At 65.2% G+C, this 17,302-nt stretch carries 16 protein-coding genes; 2 read left to right on the top strand and 14 right to left on the bottom strand.

Annotated features, from left to right (window positions below; genetic code table 11):
* From IPL75_08040 to IPL75_07975, 14 genes are all read right to left on the bottom strand, one after another.
* Entirely contained in the window at positions 1-2,715 is a 2,715-nt protein-coding gene (locus tag IPL75_08040; GenBank protein ID MBK9240209.1) for a DPP IV N-terminal domain-containing protein, read from the bottom strand.
* Between the two features lie 129 nt (positions 2,716-2,844).
* Positions 2,845-4,194 carry an ATP-binding protein gene (locus IPL75_08035; GenBank protein ID MBK9240208.1) on the bottom strand — a complete coding sequence of 450 codons (1,350 nt, stop codon included), beginning with the start codon at positions 4,192-4,194 and terminating at the stop codon, positions 2,845-2,847.
* A complete protein-coding gene (locus IPL75_08030; protein ID MBK9240207.1) occupies positions 4,191-5,018 on the bottom strand; it encodes a hypothetical protein in 828 nt (275 codons plus the stop codon). The genes IPL75_08035 and IPL75_08030 overlap by 4 nt, the downstream gene beginning before the upstream one ends.
* A 129-nt stretch (positions 5,019-5,147) precedes the next feature.
* The gene (locus IPL75_08025; GenBank protein MBK9240206.1) at positions 5,148-6,071 is read right to left on the bottom strand and encodes a type II secretion system F family protein; all 924 of its coding nucleotides are present in this window, start codon (positions 6,069-6,071) and stop codon (positions 5,148-5,150) included.
* Between the two features lie 3 nt (positions 6,072-6,074).
* Entirely contained in the window at positions 6,075-7,001 is a 927-nt protein-coding gene (locus tag IPL75_08020; protein MBK9240205.1) for a type II secretion system F family protein, read from the bottom strand.
* Positions 7,002-7,010: 9 nt separating this feature from the next.
* On the bottom strand, positions 7,011-8,327 hold the full coding sequence (locus tag IPL75_08015; protein MBK9240204.1) for a CpaF family protein: 1,317 nt from the start codon (positions 8,325-8,327) through the stop codon (positions 7,011-7,013).
* Positions 8,324-9,466, bottom strand: coding sequence for a hypothetical protein (locus IPL75_08010; GenBank protein ID MBK9240203.1), 1,143 nt, complete (start codon positions 9,464-9,466; stop codon positions 8,324-8,326). Before IPL75_08010 ends, IPL75_08015 begins: the two co-directional genes overlap by 4 nt.
* Before the next feature lie 7 nt (positions 9,467-9,473).
* Positions 9,474-10,664, bottom strand: coding sequence for a hypothetical protein (locus IPL75_08005; protein ID MBK9240202.1), 1,191 nt, complete (start codon positions 10,662-10,664; stop codon positions 9,474-9,476).
* Positions 10,665-10,673: 9 nt separating this feature from the next.
* Positions 10,674-12,128, bottom strand: coding sequence for a type II and III secretion system protein family protein (locus IPL75_08000; protein MBK9240201.1), 1,455 nt, complete (start codon positions 12,126-12,128; stop codon positions 10,674-10,676).
* A 22-nt stretch (positions 12,129-12,150) separates the two neighbouring features.
* Positions 12,151-12,999: a Flp pilus assembly protein CpaB gene (gene cpaB, locus IPL75_07995; protein MBK9240200.1), complete on the bottom strand. Its 849-nt coding sequence runs from the start codon at positions 12,997-12,999 to the stop codon at positions 12,151-12,153.
* 24 nt (positions 13,000-13,023) lie between these two features.
* Positions 13,024-13,458, bottom strand: a complete 435-nt coding sequence (locus IPL75_07990) for a pilus assembly protein (protein ID MBK9240199.1) — start codon at positions 13,456-13,458, stop codon at positions 13,024-13,026.
* An 11-nt stretch (positions 13,459-13,469) separates the two neighbouring features.
* Positions 13,470-13,982 (bottom strand): prepilin peptidase, encoded by a 513-nt coding sequence (locus tag IPL75_07985; GenBank protein MBK9240198.1) that lies wholly within the window; start codon positions 13,980-13,982, stop codon positions 13,470-13,472.
* A 3-nt stretch (positions 13,983-13,985) separates the two neighbouring features.
* Positions 13,986-14,180, bottom strand: a complete 195-nt coding sequence (locus IPL75_07980) for a hypothetical protein (GenBank protein MBK9240197.1) — start codon at positions 14,178-14,180, stop codon at positions 13,986-13,988.
* A 79-nt stretch (positions 14,181-14,259) separates the two neighbouring features.
* Positions 14,260-14,445 (bottom strand): Flp family type IVb pilin, encoded by a 186-nt coding sequence (locus IPL75_07975; protein MBK9240196.1) that lies wholly within the window; start codon positions 14,443-14,445, stop codon positions 14,260-14,262.
* Positions 14,446-14,631: 186 nt separating this feature from the next.
* Between IPL75_07975 and IPL75_07970 the strand changes: the two genes are divergently transcribed.
* Positions 14,632-15,036, top strand: a complete 405-nt coding sequence (locus tag IPL75_07970) for a DUF192 domain-containing protein (GenBank protein ID MBK9240195.1) — start codon at positions 14,632-14,634, stop codon at positions 15,034-15,036.
* 7 nt (positions 15,037-15,043) lie between these two features.
* On the top strand, positions 15,044-17,299 hold the full coding sequence (locus IPL75_07965) for a VWA domain-containing protein (protein ID MBK9240194.1): 2,256 nt from the start codon (positions 15,044-15,046) through the stop codon (positions 17,297-17,299).
* Positions 17,300-17,302 lie beyond the last annotated feature (3 nt).

Here is a 17,302-nt window from a genome sequence, read left to right as displayed (position 1 = left end):
TCACCGGCGGATTGCCACCTCTCGCTGCAACTCCATGATGTCGGCATCTGTCGGCGCCCACCCAAGGAGATAGCGGCAGAAGTAGTCGGCCCGCATCGCCGCGGACCAGTCGCCTGCGTCCGCGTACCCGTGCCGCTTACCGGGAATGATGTGGAAGTCGAACCGCTTGTTGGCCCTGATGAGCGCGTCCACCACGCGATAGGTGCCCGCCGGGTGCACGTTGTTGTCGATGTCGCCGGTCATCAGCAGCAACTTGCCCTTCAGATTCTTGGCCAGGTCCTGGTTCTTGTCGATGTCGTATTCGAACGTGACCTGACCGTCCTTCTCGATTTCCTTCACGCCATCGTGTTTTTCACTCCACGCGCGGTTGTACACGCTGTTGTCGTGGTTGCCTGAGGTGGACACGGCCACCTTGAAGAAGTCGGGATAGACGAACATCGCCGCCGTGGACATGAACCCGCCGCCCGAGTGGCCGTAGATGCCAACCAGGTTCGGATCGATCCAGGGATGCCGCTTGGCCAACTGCTCCACGGCCGCCTTCTTGTCGGCCAATCCGTAGTCGCGCAGGTTGCCGTAGCCGAAGTTGTGGTACCACTTCGACCGCTGCGGATTGCCGCCGCGGTTTCCGACTTCAATGACGATGAACCCGAACTGCGCCAGCATCACGTTGGCCTGGCGCGGCGAAAACGTCTTGGTCACGCTCTCGGTCTGCGGACCAGGGTAGACATATTCGATGATCGGGTACCGCTTCGCCGGGTCGAAGTCGAACGGCTTGTACATCACGCCATACAAATCCGTCACGCCATCGTCGGCCTTGACGGTGAACGCCTCGGGATATTTGAAGCCGGCGGCGAGCAGCGAGGAGACGTCGGTCTTCTCAAGGTCCATCACCTTGTTGCCGAGCGAGTCATACAGCACCGACTCAGGCGCCATGTCGATGCGCGACCAGTTGTCCACCGCAAACGTCGCCTTGTCGTTCATCGTCGCCGAGTGCGACCCATTGCCGGGCGTCACGAGTTTCATGTCGCCCGTGTCGAGGTTCACGCGATAGAGGTGCTGGAAGTAGGGGTCTTCACCCTTTTCGCGGCCCACGGCATGCACAAACATGAGGCGGCTCTTTTCGTCCACGCCGACGATGCCGGTGTTGACGAATTCGCCCTGGGTGAGCTGCCGAATCAGCGTTCCCTTGTAGTCATAGAGGTAGTACTGTCCCCATCCGTCACGCTCGGACCAGTGAATGAGTTCCTTTCCACCCGTTGCGTTGGTGATGAGGCGAATGGGCTGGCTCTCGATGTAGGTGTTGAGCCGTTCGGCCACCACCACGCGCGCTTCGCCGGTCGTCGTATCGGCTTCCACCACATCGAACCGCTTCTGGTCGCGGCTCAGCCGCGTGTAGAGCATCTTGTCGCCGGCTGGTGTGATCCAGCGCGTGGCGGTGTCATTCTTCAGGCGCTGCAGGTTGGTGAGCGCCATTGAAGACGACCCGAGGTTCTGGTCCTTGAACGCCTCGGTCATGAGCTTGAGCGGCTTGCGTGACGCGATGTCGAATACCTGGAGTTCAGACTGGGGCTGGTTGGCTTCGCCCGGCATGCCGTACTTGTAGGTCTCGAGGCGCGGGCGCGGATTCGCGAGCGAATTGATCACCCACAGGTCCCCCACCTTGCGCGAGTCGGTGCGCTGCAGGGAAAACTTCTTGTGGTCCTGCGACCATGAGATGCCGACGGAGCGACGACGCGGGCCGAACTTCTTGTCGTTTTCGTGGCCCGCCGCAGCGGCGCCCTGCGTGGTCTGGCCGCCTCGGCCACCGCCGCCCTGGTCCTGCTCGTCTTCGTCCTGGCCACCCTGCTGCGTGGGCGCGTAGCCATAGTTTTCTTCACCGTCGGTGGTGAGTTGCACTTCGGTGACCGTGGGCGCGTTCGGTGTCTTCTGCGCGACGGCGTAGTTGGCCGCGTCCATCATGAAGAGGTTCTGGCCGCGAGCGAAAAGGATGGTCTGCTTGTCGGGCGACACCTGCGCCCATGCCGGCGTGGCTGGCTCGGGCTCGTACTTCTCGTTGAGCACCACGTTACCCGTGGCGATGTCGTACTCAAGCCACCATGTCTTGTTGCCGGTCGGTGTCGTCGCACCGGCGCCTCCCGCGCGGCCACCCTGGTCGCCACCGCGGCCACCGCCACGGCCTCCACGCCCGCCCTGCTGCTGCTGCCGAATCTCCGCCTCGGTCAGCGTCATGCCGTTCATTTCGGCACCCGAGGACGTCACGACGCGCGATTCGCGCGGCAGCGACACGCTGAACCGGATCTTCGTGTCGTTGTCGAAGAACCGCAACTGCGTCACAGGCAGATGCTCCGAGTCATACGGCGTGCGCAGGATGCGCGTGAGCTGTGCGGCCAGCTTGGCGTTCTCGAATACCGGCGTCTTCGTCTTCTTGACCGGGTCCACCATCCACCACTTCATGCCGGCCGGTGTCTCGTACTGGTACCAGAAGCGATCGCTGAACTCGAGCCAGTTCGGCGTCACCGCAGTGCTGAAGACGTACTTGCCCACCTTGGTGGACGTCCAGCGAAAGGCGAGGTCGTAGTTGGGCTTGGGAAGTTCACGGCCGGCGGTCGCCGTGGTGGACATTGATGCCGACGGGGCCTGCTGGGCCTCCATGGACAGGGGCGCGGCAAACGCCGCAAACACGAGAATCGGGACGAGACGGAACAGGTATTTCATAGCGGGCTCCTTGGGCAAGCGAACTATAGCGCAAAGGAGCCAAAACGACCTCTGAGGTAGTTTTCGAGGTGGTGTGTACAGAAAACTACCTCAGAGGTCGTTTTCGCGCGCCGCAGGAGTGCTGGGTGTTCAGGCGTGTTGGACGATGGCGGTCCGGCCCGTGGGCGGCGCCACGCCGCCGATGGCTCGCTCACCGCCGGGTTCGTCGATGAAGTACCCCGCGCACGCGAACTCGAGCAGGCGTCGTGTCAGGGCCCGGGGTTCATCGAGGTACTGGGCCATCGCCAGTGCGTGATCGATCAGGTCGCGCGGCTGGCAGCAGCGCATCACGATTTGGCGCGGCAGGTAGATGTGCTCCAGCAGGTAGTCCACCAGCTGCGGCTCGTATGCGATGCCCTGCTCGGCGCAGCAGTGGCTGAAGATGGCCGCCAGCTCGTCAGGGGTGGGATTCGGCAGGAACACTTTGTAGTGAATGCGCCGGAGGAACGCCTCATCAAGCAGCTCGGCCGGCCTGAGGTTTGTCGCGAACACCGGCAGGACCATGAACGGCACCTCCGCGGTCTGGCCCGACTGGAGCGTCAGGTGATCGACACGCGACTCGAGTGGCGCGATCCACCGGTTGAGGAAGGCCGCCGGCCCGTCTCGCTGGCGACCGAAGTCGTCGATCACGAGCAGCCCGCCGTTGGCCACGAGCTGGACAGGTGCCCGATAAAATCCACCCGACCCAGCCGGTGACAGGTCCAGCGCCTCGAGTGTCAGCTCGCCGCCGACCGTCACCGCGGGCCGCCGGCACCGCACCCAGCGCCGGTCGTGGCGAAACACCTGATCCATCCCACGGGAGACGTCGTCGAGCGGGCGAACATGGTGGTTGATGGGATCGAAGACCTGAATCAGGCTGCCCCGCACCTCGATCGCGTGCGGGATCCAGATGTCCTCATCGAGCAGGCGGCCCAGCGCCTGAGACGTGACGGTCTTCCCATTGCCGGGAGGCCCGTAGACGAACAACGCGCGGCTCGAATTCATGGCGGCGCCGAGTTGATCGATCACCGACTCGCGCAGCACAAGGTGGGCCAGCGCCTCCCGGACCCGCTCGGGCGAGATGCGCCGAACCCGCGTGCGGACCCAGAACCCCTCCATGTAGGACCGGTACTGTTCGAGCGTCACCGGAGCCACGCCGACGTACCGGCTGCGGCTCAGGTATTCGTCTGCGCGTTCGCGGCCCCGTGGAGTAATGCGGTACCGGAAGCACAGCGCCGCGCCGGCGCTGGCGACAATCTCGCACAGGTGCTGCAGTTTCAACGCCTCGAGAATGGGCTCGATGACCGACAGTTCGAGGCCCGTTTCTTCCACCACCTGCGTGGCCTGCAGTTCTGTACGGGCATCCAGGGTCTTGAGCACGAGTTGCGTGACGAACTCGGCGGCAAGGCCCGTCTGCTCCAGGGTGGTGGGGGCGGGGGGCACGAGTTCGTGTGCAGTCAAGGCAGGCGCACCTTTGCCGACTCGGCCTTCGCCTGACGCGCCCGTGCGCACGCGTCGCGTACTGGAGTCGGCGCACCGCAGGCCAGATCAAAGGCCACCGAGGCCTGCGGAAATTCTCCCCGGGCCAGATGCAGGATGCCCAGGTTGTACTGCGCGCGGGCCACATTTGCCCCCACCATCAGTTCGCGCTCGGCCCGGGCGATATCGGTGCCGGCCACCACCAGCGCAAGATTCTGGCGCGCGGCCGCCAGGTCCGGCTCGAGGGCGATGGCGCGCTGGCACTGCGCCTCGGCATCCGCGGTGTCACCGCTCAGGAACGCGAGATAGCACAGGTTGTTCGCCGCATAGGCCGCGGCGGGGTCAATGGATATCGCTGTCGTGAACTCCCGACGTGCCTCGCCAGGCTGTTCCAGGGCGAAGAAGATGGTGCCCATCGTGTTGTGCACCTCTGCCGACCGCGGCGCCAGTTGCAGCGCGCGCCGGGCATCCTCGAATGCGCGTTCCGGCATCTGCCAGTCGCGCCAGATCCGCGCCCGTGCGTCGTAGGCGACCGCGTCGTCCGAGTTCCTGCTGATGGCCGCTGTCAAGTGATCAAACGCCTGGTCGGGCACGTTGAGCCGGATCAATTCCAGCGCGGCCCGGCGATGGGCATCCGCCGTCGGGTGCTCCCGCACCCCGGCCAGGGCGCCCGCGAGTGCGGCGTCGTGGCGCTCGAGCGCGGCGATGTCCGTGCGCGCCACCGTCGCGACATCGTGCCTGACGCCGCAGGCACCCGCCAGTGCGCAGAGCACCACGAGCACCTGCGACGCGCGGAGCCCCGTCATCTACCCGCCCCTCTGTTCCCGGTTCAGGCGGCTCCGACGGCGCATCAGATAGAGAACGAGAAAGACGCCTGACAGCGCGAACAGGACAATGGTCTCGAGCGACATACTGCCTCCTTGTGAACGAGCCGACTACTGCGACAACATCTGGCCGTAGAACACCCGGGCGAACTGGATCACGGCCGGGCCGAGGGTGACGATAAAAAATGCCGGAAAGAGGCAGAGGACCAGCGGGAAGGCCAGCTTCACGCCGATCTTCGCGGCGGCCTCTTCGGCGCGTTGACGCCGCTTCGTCCGTGAGGTCTCGGCATGCGTGCGCAGGGCCTGCGCCACGCTCGTGCCGAATCGGTCGGTCTGCACCAGCAGGGCGACGAGGGCGCGAACATCCTCAAGGCCCGTGCGGTCGGCCAGGTTCCTGAAGGCCTCGAGACGCGGCTTGCCGGCACGCGTCTCGGTGACGAGCATGGCGAGTTCCTCGGCGAGCGCGGGATAGGCGATCTGGAGTTCGTCGCTGACCTTGACGATCGACTGATCGAGCGCCGAACCCGATTCGAGGCAGACAATCATCAGATCAAGCGCGTCCGGCAGCCCGTTTCTGATCACGGTCTGGCGCTTGGTGATCTGGTGTTGCAGGATCATGCTCGGCAGCTGGAATCCCATGACCGCGCCGGCCAACGCCAGCGGCCATGCCGATCGCATCGGCAGCAGCAGGGCCGGGATGGCGACGCCCAGCGCGACGCACACGACCTGCGCGGCGGTGTACACCGCAATCGCGCTGTTTGAATGGTGGCCCGCCCGGATCATCCGCCGGCGCAGCCGGGACACGTCCCTGGGGCTGCGCGGCACCAGGCTCGAGAGCCGTGCCATCAGGGGGTCCGGGCCGTGGTCGACCAGCGGCGCGTTCAGCAGGATCCCAGACGTCAGCGACCGCTCCGTCGCTTCGAGACGGCGACGTTCCGGCGATGTGCGGCTGAACAGGCGCCAGAGGAGCACGCCCGACAGCCAGGCCACGCACGCGAAGACGGCGGCGAGCGTGAGAAAGAGTTCGAGGGTCATGGCTCAGTACTCCACGTTGACGATGCGCCTGATGATTAATGTGCCGGTGATCTGCAGCACGACCGCGGCAATGATCATCCGCACGCCAATGGGATCGCGCACCAGCGTTTGCAGGTGATTGGGGCTGATGAGGAACATGCCGAGTGCCAGCGTGGGCGGCAGCAGCACCAACACCCACCCGGTCAACCGGCCGTGCGTCGAAATGACCCGGATCTGCCGCTTGACCCTGAAGCGTTCGCGAATCACCCTGGCGAGGTTATCCAGCACTTCGGCCAGATTGCCGCCGGCTTCCCGCTGCGTCAGGACGGCGGTCACAAAGAACCGCGCGTCGAGCAGCGGCACACGCTCGGCGAAGTTGCGCATCGCCTGCTGCAGGGTCAGGCCGAAGTTCTGCTCGTCGTACAGCACGCGGAACTCCGTGCTGATCGGGTCTTCCAGTTCGAGCGCCACCATCTCGAGCCCGGTGGTGAGCCCGTGCCCGGCACGCAGGGCGCGCGCGATGAGATCGACGGCGTCGGGCAGTTGCTCCTCGAAGCGCAGGAGCCGCCGAGACCGCGCGTGTTGCGTATACAGCGGCAGCACTGCGCCGGCGCCGAGTCCCGCCATGATCGCCACCCACACCAGCTTTGTGGCCACCAGCACGAGGACGTACGCCCCCACCATCGCACCGCCCGTGATCACCAGGAACATCGGCACCGTGATCGGCACGTGCGCCTGCTCCAGGAACCGCTTGAGCGGCATCAGGAATGGCGTGGTGTGCCCCGCGCCAGCGGAGACCAGGCCGTGCCCGCTCCCGACGTCGCTGCGGGTCAGGCCCGTGGCCGGCTGCAACCGGCGCAGCAACACACGCTCCGGACGCACGACGAACAGTGCATACGCACCAAGGATGATACCCAGCACACCGATGAAGACTGCTCCGGCGATCGCCATGTGCGCCTCCTAACCAACCTGTTGCACGTGCTCGAAGAGCCGCGCCGGCAGCGGCACGCCGGAGACCGCCAGGCGGTCGGCCGACTTCGGCCTGATCCCGGTGGCCACGAATCGGCCTTTGACCTTCCCATTCGGGTCAACGCCGAGTTTCTCGAACAGGAAGATGTCCTGCATCGACACCATGTCGCCTTCCATCCCGGTAATCTCGGACACGCACACCACCTTGCGGGTGCCGTCGGACATACGCGCGAGGTGCACGACGAGGTTGATGGCCGACGCCACCTGCTGCCGCACGCCCTTGTCGGGCAGGTTCAGGCTGGCCATCGCCACCATCGTGTCCAGCCTGTACAACGCGTCGCGCGGGCTGTTCGCGTGAATGGTGGTCAGGCTGCCGTCGTGGCCGGTGTTCATCGCCTGGAGCATGTCCACGGCTTCTTCGCCGCGCACCTCGCCAACGATGATCCGGTCGGGCCGCATGCGCAGCGCGTTGATCACCAGTTGCCGCTGCCTGATGCCGCCCTTGCCTTCGATGTTGGACTGACGCGTTTCCAGCCGTACGACGTGGCGCTGCCGCAACGCCAGCTCCGCGGCATCCTCAATGGTGATGACCCGCTCGCGATCGGAAATGAACCCCGACAGGATGTTCAGCAACGTGGTTTTTCCGCTGCCGGTGCCGCCCGAGACAATGATGTTGAGCCGGCACGCCACGGCGGCGTTCAGGAACGTGAGCATGGGCTCGGTCAGCGACTCGCGTGCAATGAGATCGTTGGCGGCCAACCGATCCGTGCGGAACCGCCGGATTGAGAGCACCGGCCCGTCCACCGCCAGCGGCGGGATGATCGCATTCACACGCGACCCGTCCTTGAGGCGGGCATCAACCATCGGCGTGGACTCGTCAATGCGCCGGCCCACCGAGCTCACAATGCGCTCGATGATGCGCATCAGATGCCGGTCGTCCTTGAACACGATATCTACCGGGGCAAGAATGCCTTCGCGCTCGACGTACACCTGGTTGAAGCGGTTCACCAGAATGTCCGAAATGGCCGGGTCCGCCATGAGGGCTTCCAGCGGCCCCAGGCCGAAGAGCTCGTTGAGGACGTCGACCACCAGGTGTTCGCGCTCCTGCAGGTTGAGCGGCGTCGTCTCGGCTTCTTTCTCGAGCAGGGACGTGATGAGCGTCCGCAATTCCGGCTCCGCCTCACCCCGTTGAATCTGGCTGAGCCGTTCCAGGTTCAACCGGTTGAGCAGCGTCTGGTGGATGCGGCTCTTGATGTCCTGGTACTGACGTTGGCCGACGTCCTGTGGAGGCGCGAGTGTGGTGGTCATGATGGAACCTCAGAATGATCAGACTGGACACCTGGAAGAACTCTCGAATCGTGATCGAGACGGTCTGCGAGCAGGGCGAGGGCCTTGCCGAGCCGGTTGCGGCGGTTGGTGACCAGGGGCTGCCCGATGTTTGCGGCCACCAGTGCGCTGGCGTAGTCGCTCGGGAGGACGGCCGCCACCGGCAACCCCAGCATGCGCTCGACGTCTTCACGGCGGATTTCAGCCGAACTGCTGTACCGGTTGATCACCACGTGCACGCGCGACTTCGAGTATCGCTGGCGCAGCAGCGCGGCGATGGCCGTGCCGCTGTGCAGCGCCGACAGTTCCTGCGTCACCACCAGCGTGGCGATGGTCATGGGCTCCAGGGCATCGAGTACCTCGAGACTCAACCGCGGCATGTCGATGACGACGTAGCGGTAGTGCATCGCGAGCCAGCGCAGCAGCGTGTGCACCGCAGCCGCGGTGGGCGGCTGCGCGGGGGGCTGCATCGGCGCGGCGATCACGTCCACGCCGCAGGCCGCGTGAACGGCCAGACCCCGCAGGAACGGACCGTCGAGCCGGTGCAGATTATTGAGCGCATCGATGACGGTGTAACGCGGCTCCACACCAAACGCCAGCGCGGCGTCGCCGCCATCCTGGGTGTGCAGATCCACAAACACGACCGACGGGTCCTCGCCCGCCGAGAGCGCCGCCGCCACGTTGACGGCGATCGTGGTGGTGCCGAGCCCGCCACACTTGCCGCCCGCGAACGCGAAGACCTTGGCCTGCGAGGTCAATCCGTTTTTGCCGCCCATCGGCCGTATGACCGCGGCCCGCAGATCATCTACCGTGAACGGCTCGGCCAGGCACTCGGCCACGCCAATACGCATGGCGGCGCGCATCAGGTCCACGCTCAACGATGACGCAATGACAATGACCACCGTCGATGGATGACGCCGCTTGAACTCCTCGAGGTCGGCCGGCAGGCCCGTGGCGGCGCGCACGTCCACCAGCACCAGCTCGGGTGACGGCCCCTGCCAGGGCTCCAACCGCGCCAGGCCGGCTGTCGGCCACGTGCCGACGACATTCAGGTCAGCCGCAGCCGCCATCCGGGCCAGGTCGGGGTCCGTCGGATTCACGAGAATCACATTCGCGAGCATGGCTCCCTCAACGCACCAGCGTGACGGTCCGCAAAAAGGCTGATTCCGGAGGCACACTGCCCCCACCGGGTTCGTAGATTCCCGGTCCGGTCATCAGGTACCCGTACGGTTCGCTCCCCTGCACGCCAGCAACGAAAAATCCCAGGATGTTCCTCACCAGCACGGTGGTGTGTCGGCCGTGGTCTTTTCCCTCGCTCACGAACACGTTCACGTCGTACACAGGAATCGCCACCACCCGCGGACTCACCGTAAAGGCAGGACACCCGCCGGTCGTCACACAGCTGCCGGCGATCGGAGACGCGCCACCCACCCAGGTCGCACCCGGGTCCAGGTCGATCAGGTCACGCGCCCCTTGCCCGGTCGGCCCGGTCATGTTGCCCGGTTCAATTGGAATCGAATCGCCAATGCCCCACACGGTTTCGGTGCAGTGGCTGATGTTGTAGCGGTAGTCACTGCCCCCGGTCCCGGTCAGTTGCAGGGCGTTGTAGAACCCGGGCGAAATCGGATCGCTCGAAGGCTTCAGCGTCAGCCGCAGGCCGAAGTCCGCTTCCACCGTGAATCCAGAACCTGGACCGGACGCGCTTGGCGGGATGTACACATCCGGGTTCGCCAACGGCTTGCCCTTCTTGTCGTAGGCATCAAAAGTCGAAGTCGGCAACCATGGGCCCGGAGTGGGATGGTTCTCAATCCACTTGTCCGGCAGACCCCAGGGCTTCAGGCACCTGGTGGCGTTTGCCGGCTGGACCATCCCGGTCGCGGTTGCGCGTACTCCCTGCGCCTCAAGGCCGATCAGCCGCCCGAAGTACATCGGCAGCGGGTTGCCGCGCGCCTGATCGCGGAACACGTCCACCCGGACGCAGGTATTCACGCCGTCCGGGCACGGCCCAAACGTGATGTCGGTTTCGGGCACCACGCTCGGGGCCTGCCCCCAGACAAAATTACGCTGTGCCACGGTCGCCGCGCTCTGCCGGGCCGCCGCCGTGTCGGTCACGCTGGACGGACTGTCGAACGCGAGCGCAATCACACCCGCTAGCGCGCCGGCGTCCGCCGAGTTCTGGGCCTGCCGCCTGCCAACCCAGAGGACGCCGAAATCCGTCACAACCGCCGACAGGGCCATCACTGCCAGCAGCGCGAAGGCGACATGAACGAGGATCGCTCCACGCTCGTTCGCTGCCGGGGTTGGTTGCCGCGTAGTCATGGTGTCACCTCAGCGAGACGACTTCTGGACCTGCTTCTTCGACGCCGCGGGCTGGACCGGTCCGGCTGCCGGCTTGGACTGCGGCAGCGGCGAATCGACCAGCCCCGCGCCTTCCAGTAACGCGCCAAGGCCGGCTCCCCCGCCGCCCTTTTCCTTGAACGTCGTCGGCAACGGCGGCACCTGATCGGGATTGAGCGGCCGCACGAGCCGCGGCGTAATGAGCACCATCAGTTCGGTCCGCTCGCTCCTGGTCGCCTTGCTCTTGAACAGGTTGCCGATGATCGGAATCTGGCTGAGGATGGGGATGCCGCTCCGATCGGCTTGCTCGAGGTTGTCGAGCAGGCCGGCGATCGCAAACGACTGGCCGTCGCGCAGTTCGACCTCGGTCTCGGCGTACCTCGTGGACAGCGACGGAATCCGGAATCCCTGCAGCGTGACTCCGTTGCTGAAGTCGAGGGAACTCACCTCCGGCCGCACATGGAGCCGGATGACATCGCCGGTGATCGTCGGCTTGAACCGCAGCCGTACGCCGAACTCCTTGAACATGATCGACACCGTGCCCGTCGCCCCCTGGACCACCGGCACCGGGAACTCGCCGCCCGCCAGGAAGCTGGCCTCCTGGCCGCTGTATGCGATCAGGTTGGGCTCCGCCAGACTCTGGAAGTTGCCGTTCTGCTTCAGCGCCTTCACGACCGCGCCGATGCCCTCATTGCGCTGGAAGTAGAAGAGGTTGAGGAAGTCGCTGAACGTCATTTCGTCCGCGCCGCCTTCCTTGTCGTCGTACTCCGGCGCCGCGAACTGCTGTGTCGACGTCCGCGCGGCAAACTTGCTGCGCGCGGCGAAGAGGCTGGCGCCCAGTTCCGTCATCGCCTTGCTGTTCACTTCCGCGAATCGGACCTGCAGCATCACCTGCTGGCTGCCGGCCCCGCCGGGCAGTTGCAGCATATTGATGACTTTCGACTTCGGCGCGCTGGCTTCGGCGATCTCCACCGCGCGGGCCGTCACGACGTTGGTCGACGCCGTGCCCGACAGGACAATCGCTTCGTCGGCCACACTCACCTGGATGTTCTCTCCAGGAAAGAGATCACGCATCCGCTGCTGCAGCACACTCACACCGGCTTCGATCACGATTTCCCGGTCCTCGCGGCGCCCCTCACCCCAGATGAAAAGGCTGATCGTTCCGGGCTTCTTGCCGTCGATGAGCAGTTCGCGTGGCGTAACGACAGACACGTCGGCGACGGACGGATCGGTCAGCGCCACGCGTGTGATGTCGAAATCCGTGGTCAGCACGGTGGACCGGCCCGCGGTCAGCACGACGCGCTCAGCCGGGTCGAATGATGGGGTCGAGGTAAGGGTGGCCGCCTGGAGCGTGGAAGCCAGGCCGAGCGCGACAATCGCGCCAACCCAACTGCCGATCCGGCGTGGCGAACCCTGCAGGGGCAGAGACTTCGTGTGGGTGGTCATTGCTGTGTCCTCACTGAACGCGTCACTTGATGATTTCTTCGGTGCGCTTCGCCCCGCGGATCACTTCCACCGTGTAGGGCTTGGGTGGTGGCGGCGGAGGTGGCGGCGGAGGCGCCACAACTGTCGGCCGATTCGCCATGGTCCTGACAGCCGGCGCAGGCGCGGCCGCCATCGTCACGAGATTGGACATGCGCGCGCCGGGCGTCTGGGACTGAACCAGATCAAGGGGGTTGCGCAACGCCAGAGAGATCCGCCCTTCGTTCATCGCGAGGGCCAGGCGCTCGGAATCCTCGGGAGTGACGAGCAACGTCACGACGGTGGTCCGGATCGGATCGTTGGCCTTGCTCTGATCCTGGTTCGTGCCGGCGGTCAGCACCTGGACGTCGCTCAGGACAACGCGCGACACTTCTTCTTTGCCGGAGTTGACCGTGGCCACCACATCAACGTGCGTGCCCGGCACCGTGAAACCCGCAACGCCAATCACGTCATTGACCTTGACTGCCATCGCACGCATCCCGGGCGGAATGGCCGCGGGCAGGCCCGCGCCCGCCTCGGCCGGCGCCAGCTTCCCGGCGACGATGGGTTCGCCCTCCACAAAGGGCGCCACGACGCCGCGTCCAATAATGCTCTCGATGGTGGCGACGCTCCCGGCGACGGGCACGTCATCGGGCCACTGCACCACCCGCAGGTCGCCGGCCTTGAGCATCGTGCCCAGAGGCAAGGCGGTGGCGGCCACCGTCACCGGGTGGCGTCCCGACGCCGCCGTCGGCGCCGACGCGCGCAGCACCGCACGATAGACACCGACACTCGCCAGCAATGCCAGCGCGCCGGCTATTCCAACAACCAGAAAGGTCCGAGTTCTGCGATTCATGGCGATACCTCACACGTGTTGTCTTCAGGAACCACCTGCCGAAGCCTCAAGGCGCATCGACGATGCCGCCCGCAGGTGCACCGTGCCGTACCCGCTGCCGCCGACCAGCGCGGCAAACGGCCCGATGTAGAGGAACTCGTTGGGATAGGTCACGCTGACCGTCACAAGCCGAATCGAGCGGCCGCCGGTGAGCGCTTCAGTGCTGTAGACCACGGTCGGCGCCGCCGCCGGCGCCGTGAGTCCGCTGGCGGTCAGGTAACTCTGGACCCGCGCCTGTGCGTCGGCGGCCGTGTAGTTGGGCAACACGGCCACGCGCGCCCCTTCACGGGCGGCATTGGTCACCACCTCGTACCGCTGGAACAGCAGGCCGAAGTCCACAATGCCAGCGAGGATGAAGAGCAGGATGGGCAACGTCAGCGCCAGTTCGATCAGTTCGGACCCGCGCGCGTCAGATCGCATCAATCGACGAATCAGCGAAGCCATAACGTCACCATGAGGCCGGCCGCGATCGGCAAGGCATAAGGCAGGCGGGGCCCACCGGACGAGTCCAGCGTCATTGCCGGATGCGGACGGAAGCCGGTATGGAGCCAGTGGCCCGCCAGGGTCCGCAGGTTCAACCACGCGTGAAGGAGGTAGCCCGTCGCGACGGCGAGGATCAGGGCCATGGCGCCGCCCACAAGCGCCGTCCACAGGGCGATGACCACCGCTGCCCCAGGCCCGAGCCAGGCCCCCAGAGCCGCCAGCAACTTGACGTCGCCGCCGCCCATCCCGCCCAGCCAGAAGAACGGCAGGAAGATGAGCAGCGCCACGATCCAGCCTGACAGTGAAAGCAGGAGCCCGCCGGCGCCGTTGCTGAAGAGGTGGAACGCCAGGGCGGCTGCGGCTGCGCCAAGCGTGAGCAGATTCGGGATACGGCGGGAGGTCAGATCGGTGACGCAGCCAAGGAGTGCGGTGACGATTGCAGCGACTTCGATGGTACCCATAAGTCACCCTTGGGGCGCCGGGGGCTCCCACAGCGCGTTGATGCCGGAATCCCAGGCGACGTAGGTCGCGCGAAGCGCGCTGCCGATCACGTCGAATGCCGCGATACTCGCCAATCCGACGAACGCGGTGAGCAGCGCATACTCAACCAAATCCTGTCCGTCGTCTTGTTTGAAGAAGCGCACTGCGAAGGTACGCATGGGGAACACTCACATTCGGAAGGACCGAACTGCTGCCTGCCGGGCGGGGCCTTGCGGACCCGCCCGGCAGTCATGGGACTTACGCGCCGCCGGGCGAGACGCCGTCAACCGTGGTGGCGACAGCGTTGTACCAGTCATTCAGCGACACGCCCAGCGCCGTGGCGCCTGCGATCGCCGCCAGACTGACGAATCCGCCGAGCAGTGCGTATTCGATCAGATCCTGGCCCTTCTGGTCAGTCATCAGACGTTTGAGGAAGGCAGTCATGATCGTTCTCCTTTTGTGCGATGACGCTTTCGCCGGAAGGCGATTGCGTCACCCTCCACTTGTGCAAGTACGAAGCCACATTGGTGCACATGACCAATGACACTGTGGAATGGCGCGTACAGATCTGTCCGAATCTGGTGTGGACTTTTCGCAATGCACTGTTGAAAAGTCCACTAGACTGATTCCGTGGGGAGACCGCACTTCCTCGAGCCGCTGCTCAAAGGGCCGTACACCGATGCGTACGCGGTCGTCGTGGAGCGCCTGGGCACGCCGATCGCGACAACCGTCGAGGGCGCCTTTGACTCGGCCACCCGCAACCGTGGGTTGCTCGGCCGGAGCATCATGCCCGAGGGCCTCGCGATGATCATCGCGCCGAGCAATGCCATCCACACGTGGTTCATGCGCTTCCCGATTGACATCGTGTTTGCCCGGCGCGACGGTCGGGTGGTGAAAATCCGGCAGCACGTCAAGCCCTGGCGTATTGCGGTCAGCTGGAGGGCCTTCGCCGCCATTGAACTGGCGGCGGGCACGGCCGACCGGCACAAGCTGATCCCCGGAGACCGGCTTACAATCGTGTCGGCCTCACATTAATTAATAGATGATGACTTCTCTTCGCGGCCTTGCCACGTTGGTGATCGGCGCTGCGCTCGCGGGCGCCGCAGTGGCCGTCAGTGGCCAGCAGCAGCCCAGCCAGCGGCCACCCGTGTTTCGAACGGCGACCGAACTGGTCGAGATCGACGTGGTGGTCGTCGATAAAGCTGGGCAACGTGTTCACGGCCTGACGAAAGACGACTTCATCCTGAAGGATCGGAACAAGCCGCAGGCCATCGAAACGTTTACTGAAGTTCAGCGCTCCATTGAGCGCGCCACGGAACTGCCTCCGCTGCCCCCAGAGACGCGCGTGGACGTGGCGAGCAACACGAGCGCGAAGTCAGGCCGACTGGTCGTGATGGTACTCGACGACCTGCACACCTACCGTGGCCGGACCGACACGGTGAAAGGCATCGCACGCAATATCGTGAACGACCTGGGACCCGAGTCGGCGATGTCACTGATCCAGACCGGCGGCGAATACGGAGTCGAGGTGACCGATGACCGGTCGCGGCTTCTCGGGTCCATCGACAAGTTCAAGGGGCGGCGGCCGACGCGGCGGCCGCTCGAGGTGTGCGATCCGATCGGCAAGCCCCGTGAAATCGAGACGGCAGACGCATCGAACCTGGACCCGGGGTGCGAAATACAGGAACTCAACGCCAACCGCTCTCTCTACCGCGCCCTGGAGGATGCAGCGAAAATCCTTGGGCGCGACGACAAGCGCCGCAAGGCGTTCATCCTGGTCTCGGAGAACGTCGCGAAGGACATCAGCGGGCTGTTTGACGGTGGTGAGCAGGTCGCCACGATCGTCAGCAACTCGGTGTGGCAGGCCGCTCCCGCGTTCGAATATCAGCTACTCAACACCATGAACGCCATGCGGCGCGGCAACGTTGCGACGTATTCGATCGATCCGCGAGGAAAGATCACCCCCCAGAAATTAATGGAGGAGTGCTTTCCGCCGCCCCGTGGCGCGAAGGGTATTGGTGCTGACCCGTGTACCGGAGATGAAGCATCGATTCGCGATGAAGCCGGGGACCCCACCGGCGTCAGCCGGTCCCCGTCAGACTGGAAATCCTGGGTGCGACTGGCCCAGCACGGACTTGAGATCGTGTCTGAAGAAACCGGCGGCTTCGCGGTGGTCAACACTGACGACTTCACCGGCGGCATCTCGCAGATCATCGCCGACCTCGACAACTACTACCTGCTCGGCTTCTACCCGTCCGACATGAACGGCAAGGGCTACCGGCCGATCGATGTTGAAGTGAAGGGCCGGCCTGAGTTGACGCTTCGGTATCGCCGCGGATATCAGCTCGAAGGCGCGCCTGACCCGCCCAAGCCGACGAGCGAACTCAATCGCCTGGTCGGCGGCGCGCTTCCCAAGAACGACCTCCCGCTTCGCCTGCAGGCGATTCCCATGCCGCCGGGGCCTGCGGCCGGCAAAAACGCGCGTGTCGTCATCGCGCTGGAACTCACCGTCCCGACGACCTCGATGAAGGAGGTCGACTCGGATCGACTGCTCGACGACATCGAATACGGGATGTACGCGATTGATATGAAGGGCGCCAAGGTGCGCGAACGGCAAAGCTCAGGCGCCAAGGTGACGCTGCGGCCCCGGCCCGGACTGGTCGTCGTCCCCGATAAGGTCACGTACGAAATCATTTCTGAGATGCCGCTGCCGCCGGGCCAATACCAGTTGCGCGCATCGGCCACCAGCAAGAAGCTGAATGCAGGTGGGTCGGTCTACCTGTCCTTCGATGTGCCTGACTTTTCGAAGGACGAGCTGCAGGTGACGGATCTGGCGATTGCGTACGCCGACGGGCCGCACGTCCCGATCGCGCGCGACCTGCCGCCGGTCACGATTCAGACGACGAGCGTGGAAGTGGTGTCGCGAGGCGCGCTGCCGGGGACATCACGGCCGTCGCCTGTCGTGCCTCCGACGCTGCCAGTGCCGGCGCTGACGATTCCCTTCGACCCGACGCTCGACCGGGCGTTTGTCGCGCGTGACACTCTGCGTTTGTACTTCAAGGCTGTCCAGCGCAACGCCAGACCGCTGACTGCCACGATCTCGGCCCTGGCGCCCGACGGCACGGTGGTGGTGACGTTTGACCGCGTCCTCGAAACGGGCACCCAGCCCTCGCTCGACGTTTCGCTGCCGTTGTCGCAACTGACACCCGGGCCCTACCGGCTGCAGGTGGTCGTGAGCGACGGCACCAACGAGGCGATGCGCGAAGTGGCGCTCGTCGTGAAACCACAGGGCGGGTAGCCA

It is taken from the genome of Acidobacteriota bacterium (assembly GCA_016716905.1).
GTDB lineage: Bacteria > Acidobacteriota > Vicinamibacteria > Vicinamibacterales > SCN-69-37 > SYFT01.
The sequence above is the reverse complement of the archived record's forward strand: the minus strand, read 5'-3'. Positions and strand labels throughout refer to the sequence as shown.

Excerpts from the sequence above, each read along its gene's own strand:
- IPL75_08040 (MBK9240209.1), bottom strand. The coding sequence starts at position 2,715 with ATGAAATACCTGTTCCGTCTCGTCCCGATTCTCGTGTTTGCGGCGTTT.
- IPL75_07985 (MBK9240198.1), bottom strand. The coding sequence starts at position 13,982 with ATGGGTACCATCGAAGTCGCTGCAATCGTCACCGCACTCCTTGGCTGC.
- IPL75_08010 (MBK9240203.1), bottom strand. The coding sequence starts at position 9,466 with ATGCTCGCGAATGTGATTCTCGTGAATCCGACGGACCCCGACCTGGCC.
- IPL75_07980 (MBK9240197.1), bottom strand. The coding sequence starts at position 14,180 with ATGCGTACCTTCGCAGTGCGCTTCTTCAAACAAGACGACGGACAGGAT.
- IPL75_07990 (MBK9240199.1), bottom strand. The coding sequence starts at position 13,458 with ATGCGATCTGACGCGCGCGGGTCCGAACTGATCGAACTGGCGCTGACG.
- IPL75_08020 (MBK9240205.1), bottom strand. The coding sequence starts at position 7,001 with ATGGCGATCGCCGGAGCAGTCTTCATCGGTGTGCTGGGTATCATCCTT.
- IPL75_07975 (MBK9240196.1), bottom strand. The coding sequence starts at position 14,445 with ATGACTGCCTTCCTCAAACGTCTGATGACTGACCAGAAGGGCCAGGAT.
- IPL75_08000 (MBK9240201.1), bottom strand. The coding sequence starts at position 12,128 with ATGACCACCCACACGAAGTCTCTGCCCCTGCAGGGTTCGCCACGCCGG.
- IPL75_08005 (MBK9240202.1), bottom strand. The coding sequence starts at position 10,664 with ATGACTACGCGGCAACCAACCCCGGCAGCGAACGAGCGTGGAGCGATC.
- IPL75_07965 (MBK9240194.1), top strand. The coding sequence starts at position 15,044 with ATGATGACTTCTCTTCGCGGCCTTGCCACGTTGGTGATCGGCGCTGCG.
- IPL75_08025 (MBK9240206.1), bottom strand. The coding sequence starts at position 6,071 with ATGACCCTCGAACTCTTTCTCACGCTCGCCGCCGTCTTCGCGTGCGTG.
- cpaB (MBK9240200.1), bottom strand. The coding sequence starts at position 12,999 with ATGAATCGCAGAACTCGGACCTTTCTGGTTGTTGGAATAGCCGGCGCG.
- IPL75_08030 (MBK9240207.1), bottom strand. The coding sequence starts at position 5,018 with ATGACGGGGCTCCGCGCGTCGCAGGTGCTCGTGGTGCTCTGCGCACTG.
- IPL75_08015 (MBK9240204.1), bottom strand. The coding sequence starts at position 8,327 with ATGACCACCACACTCGCGCCTCCACAGGACGTCGGCCAACGTCAGTAC.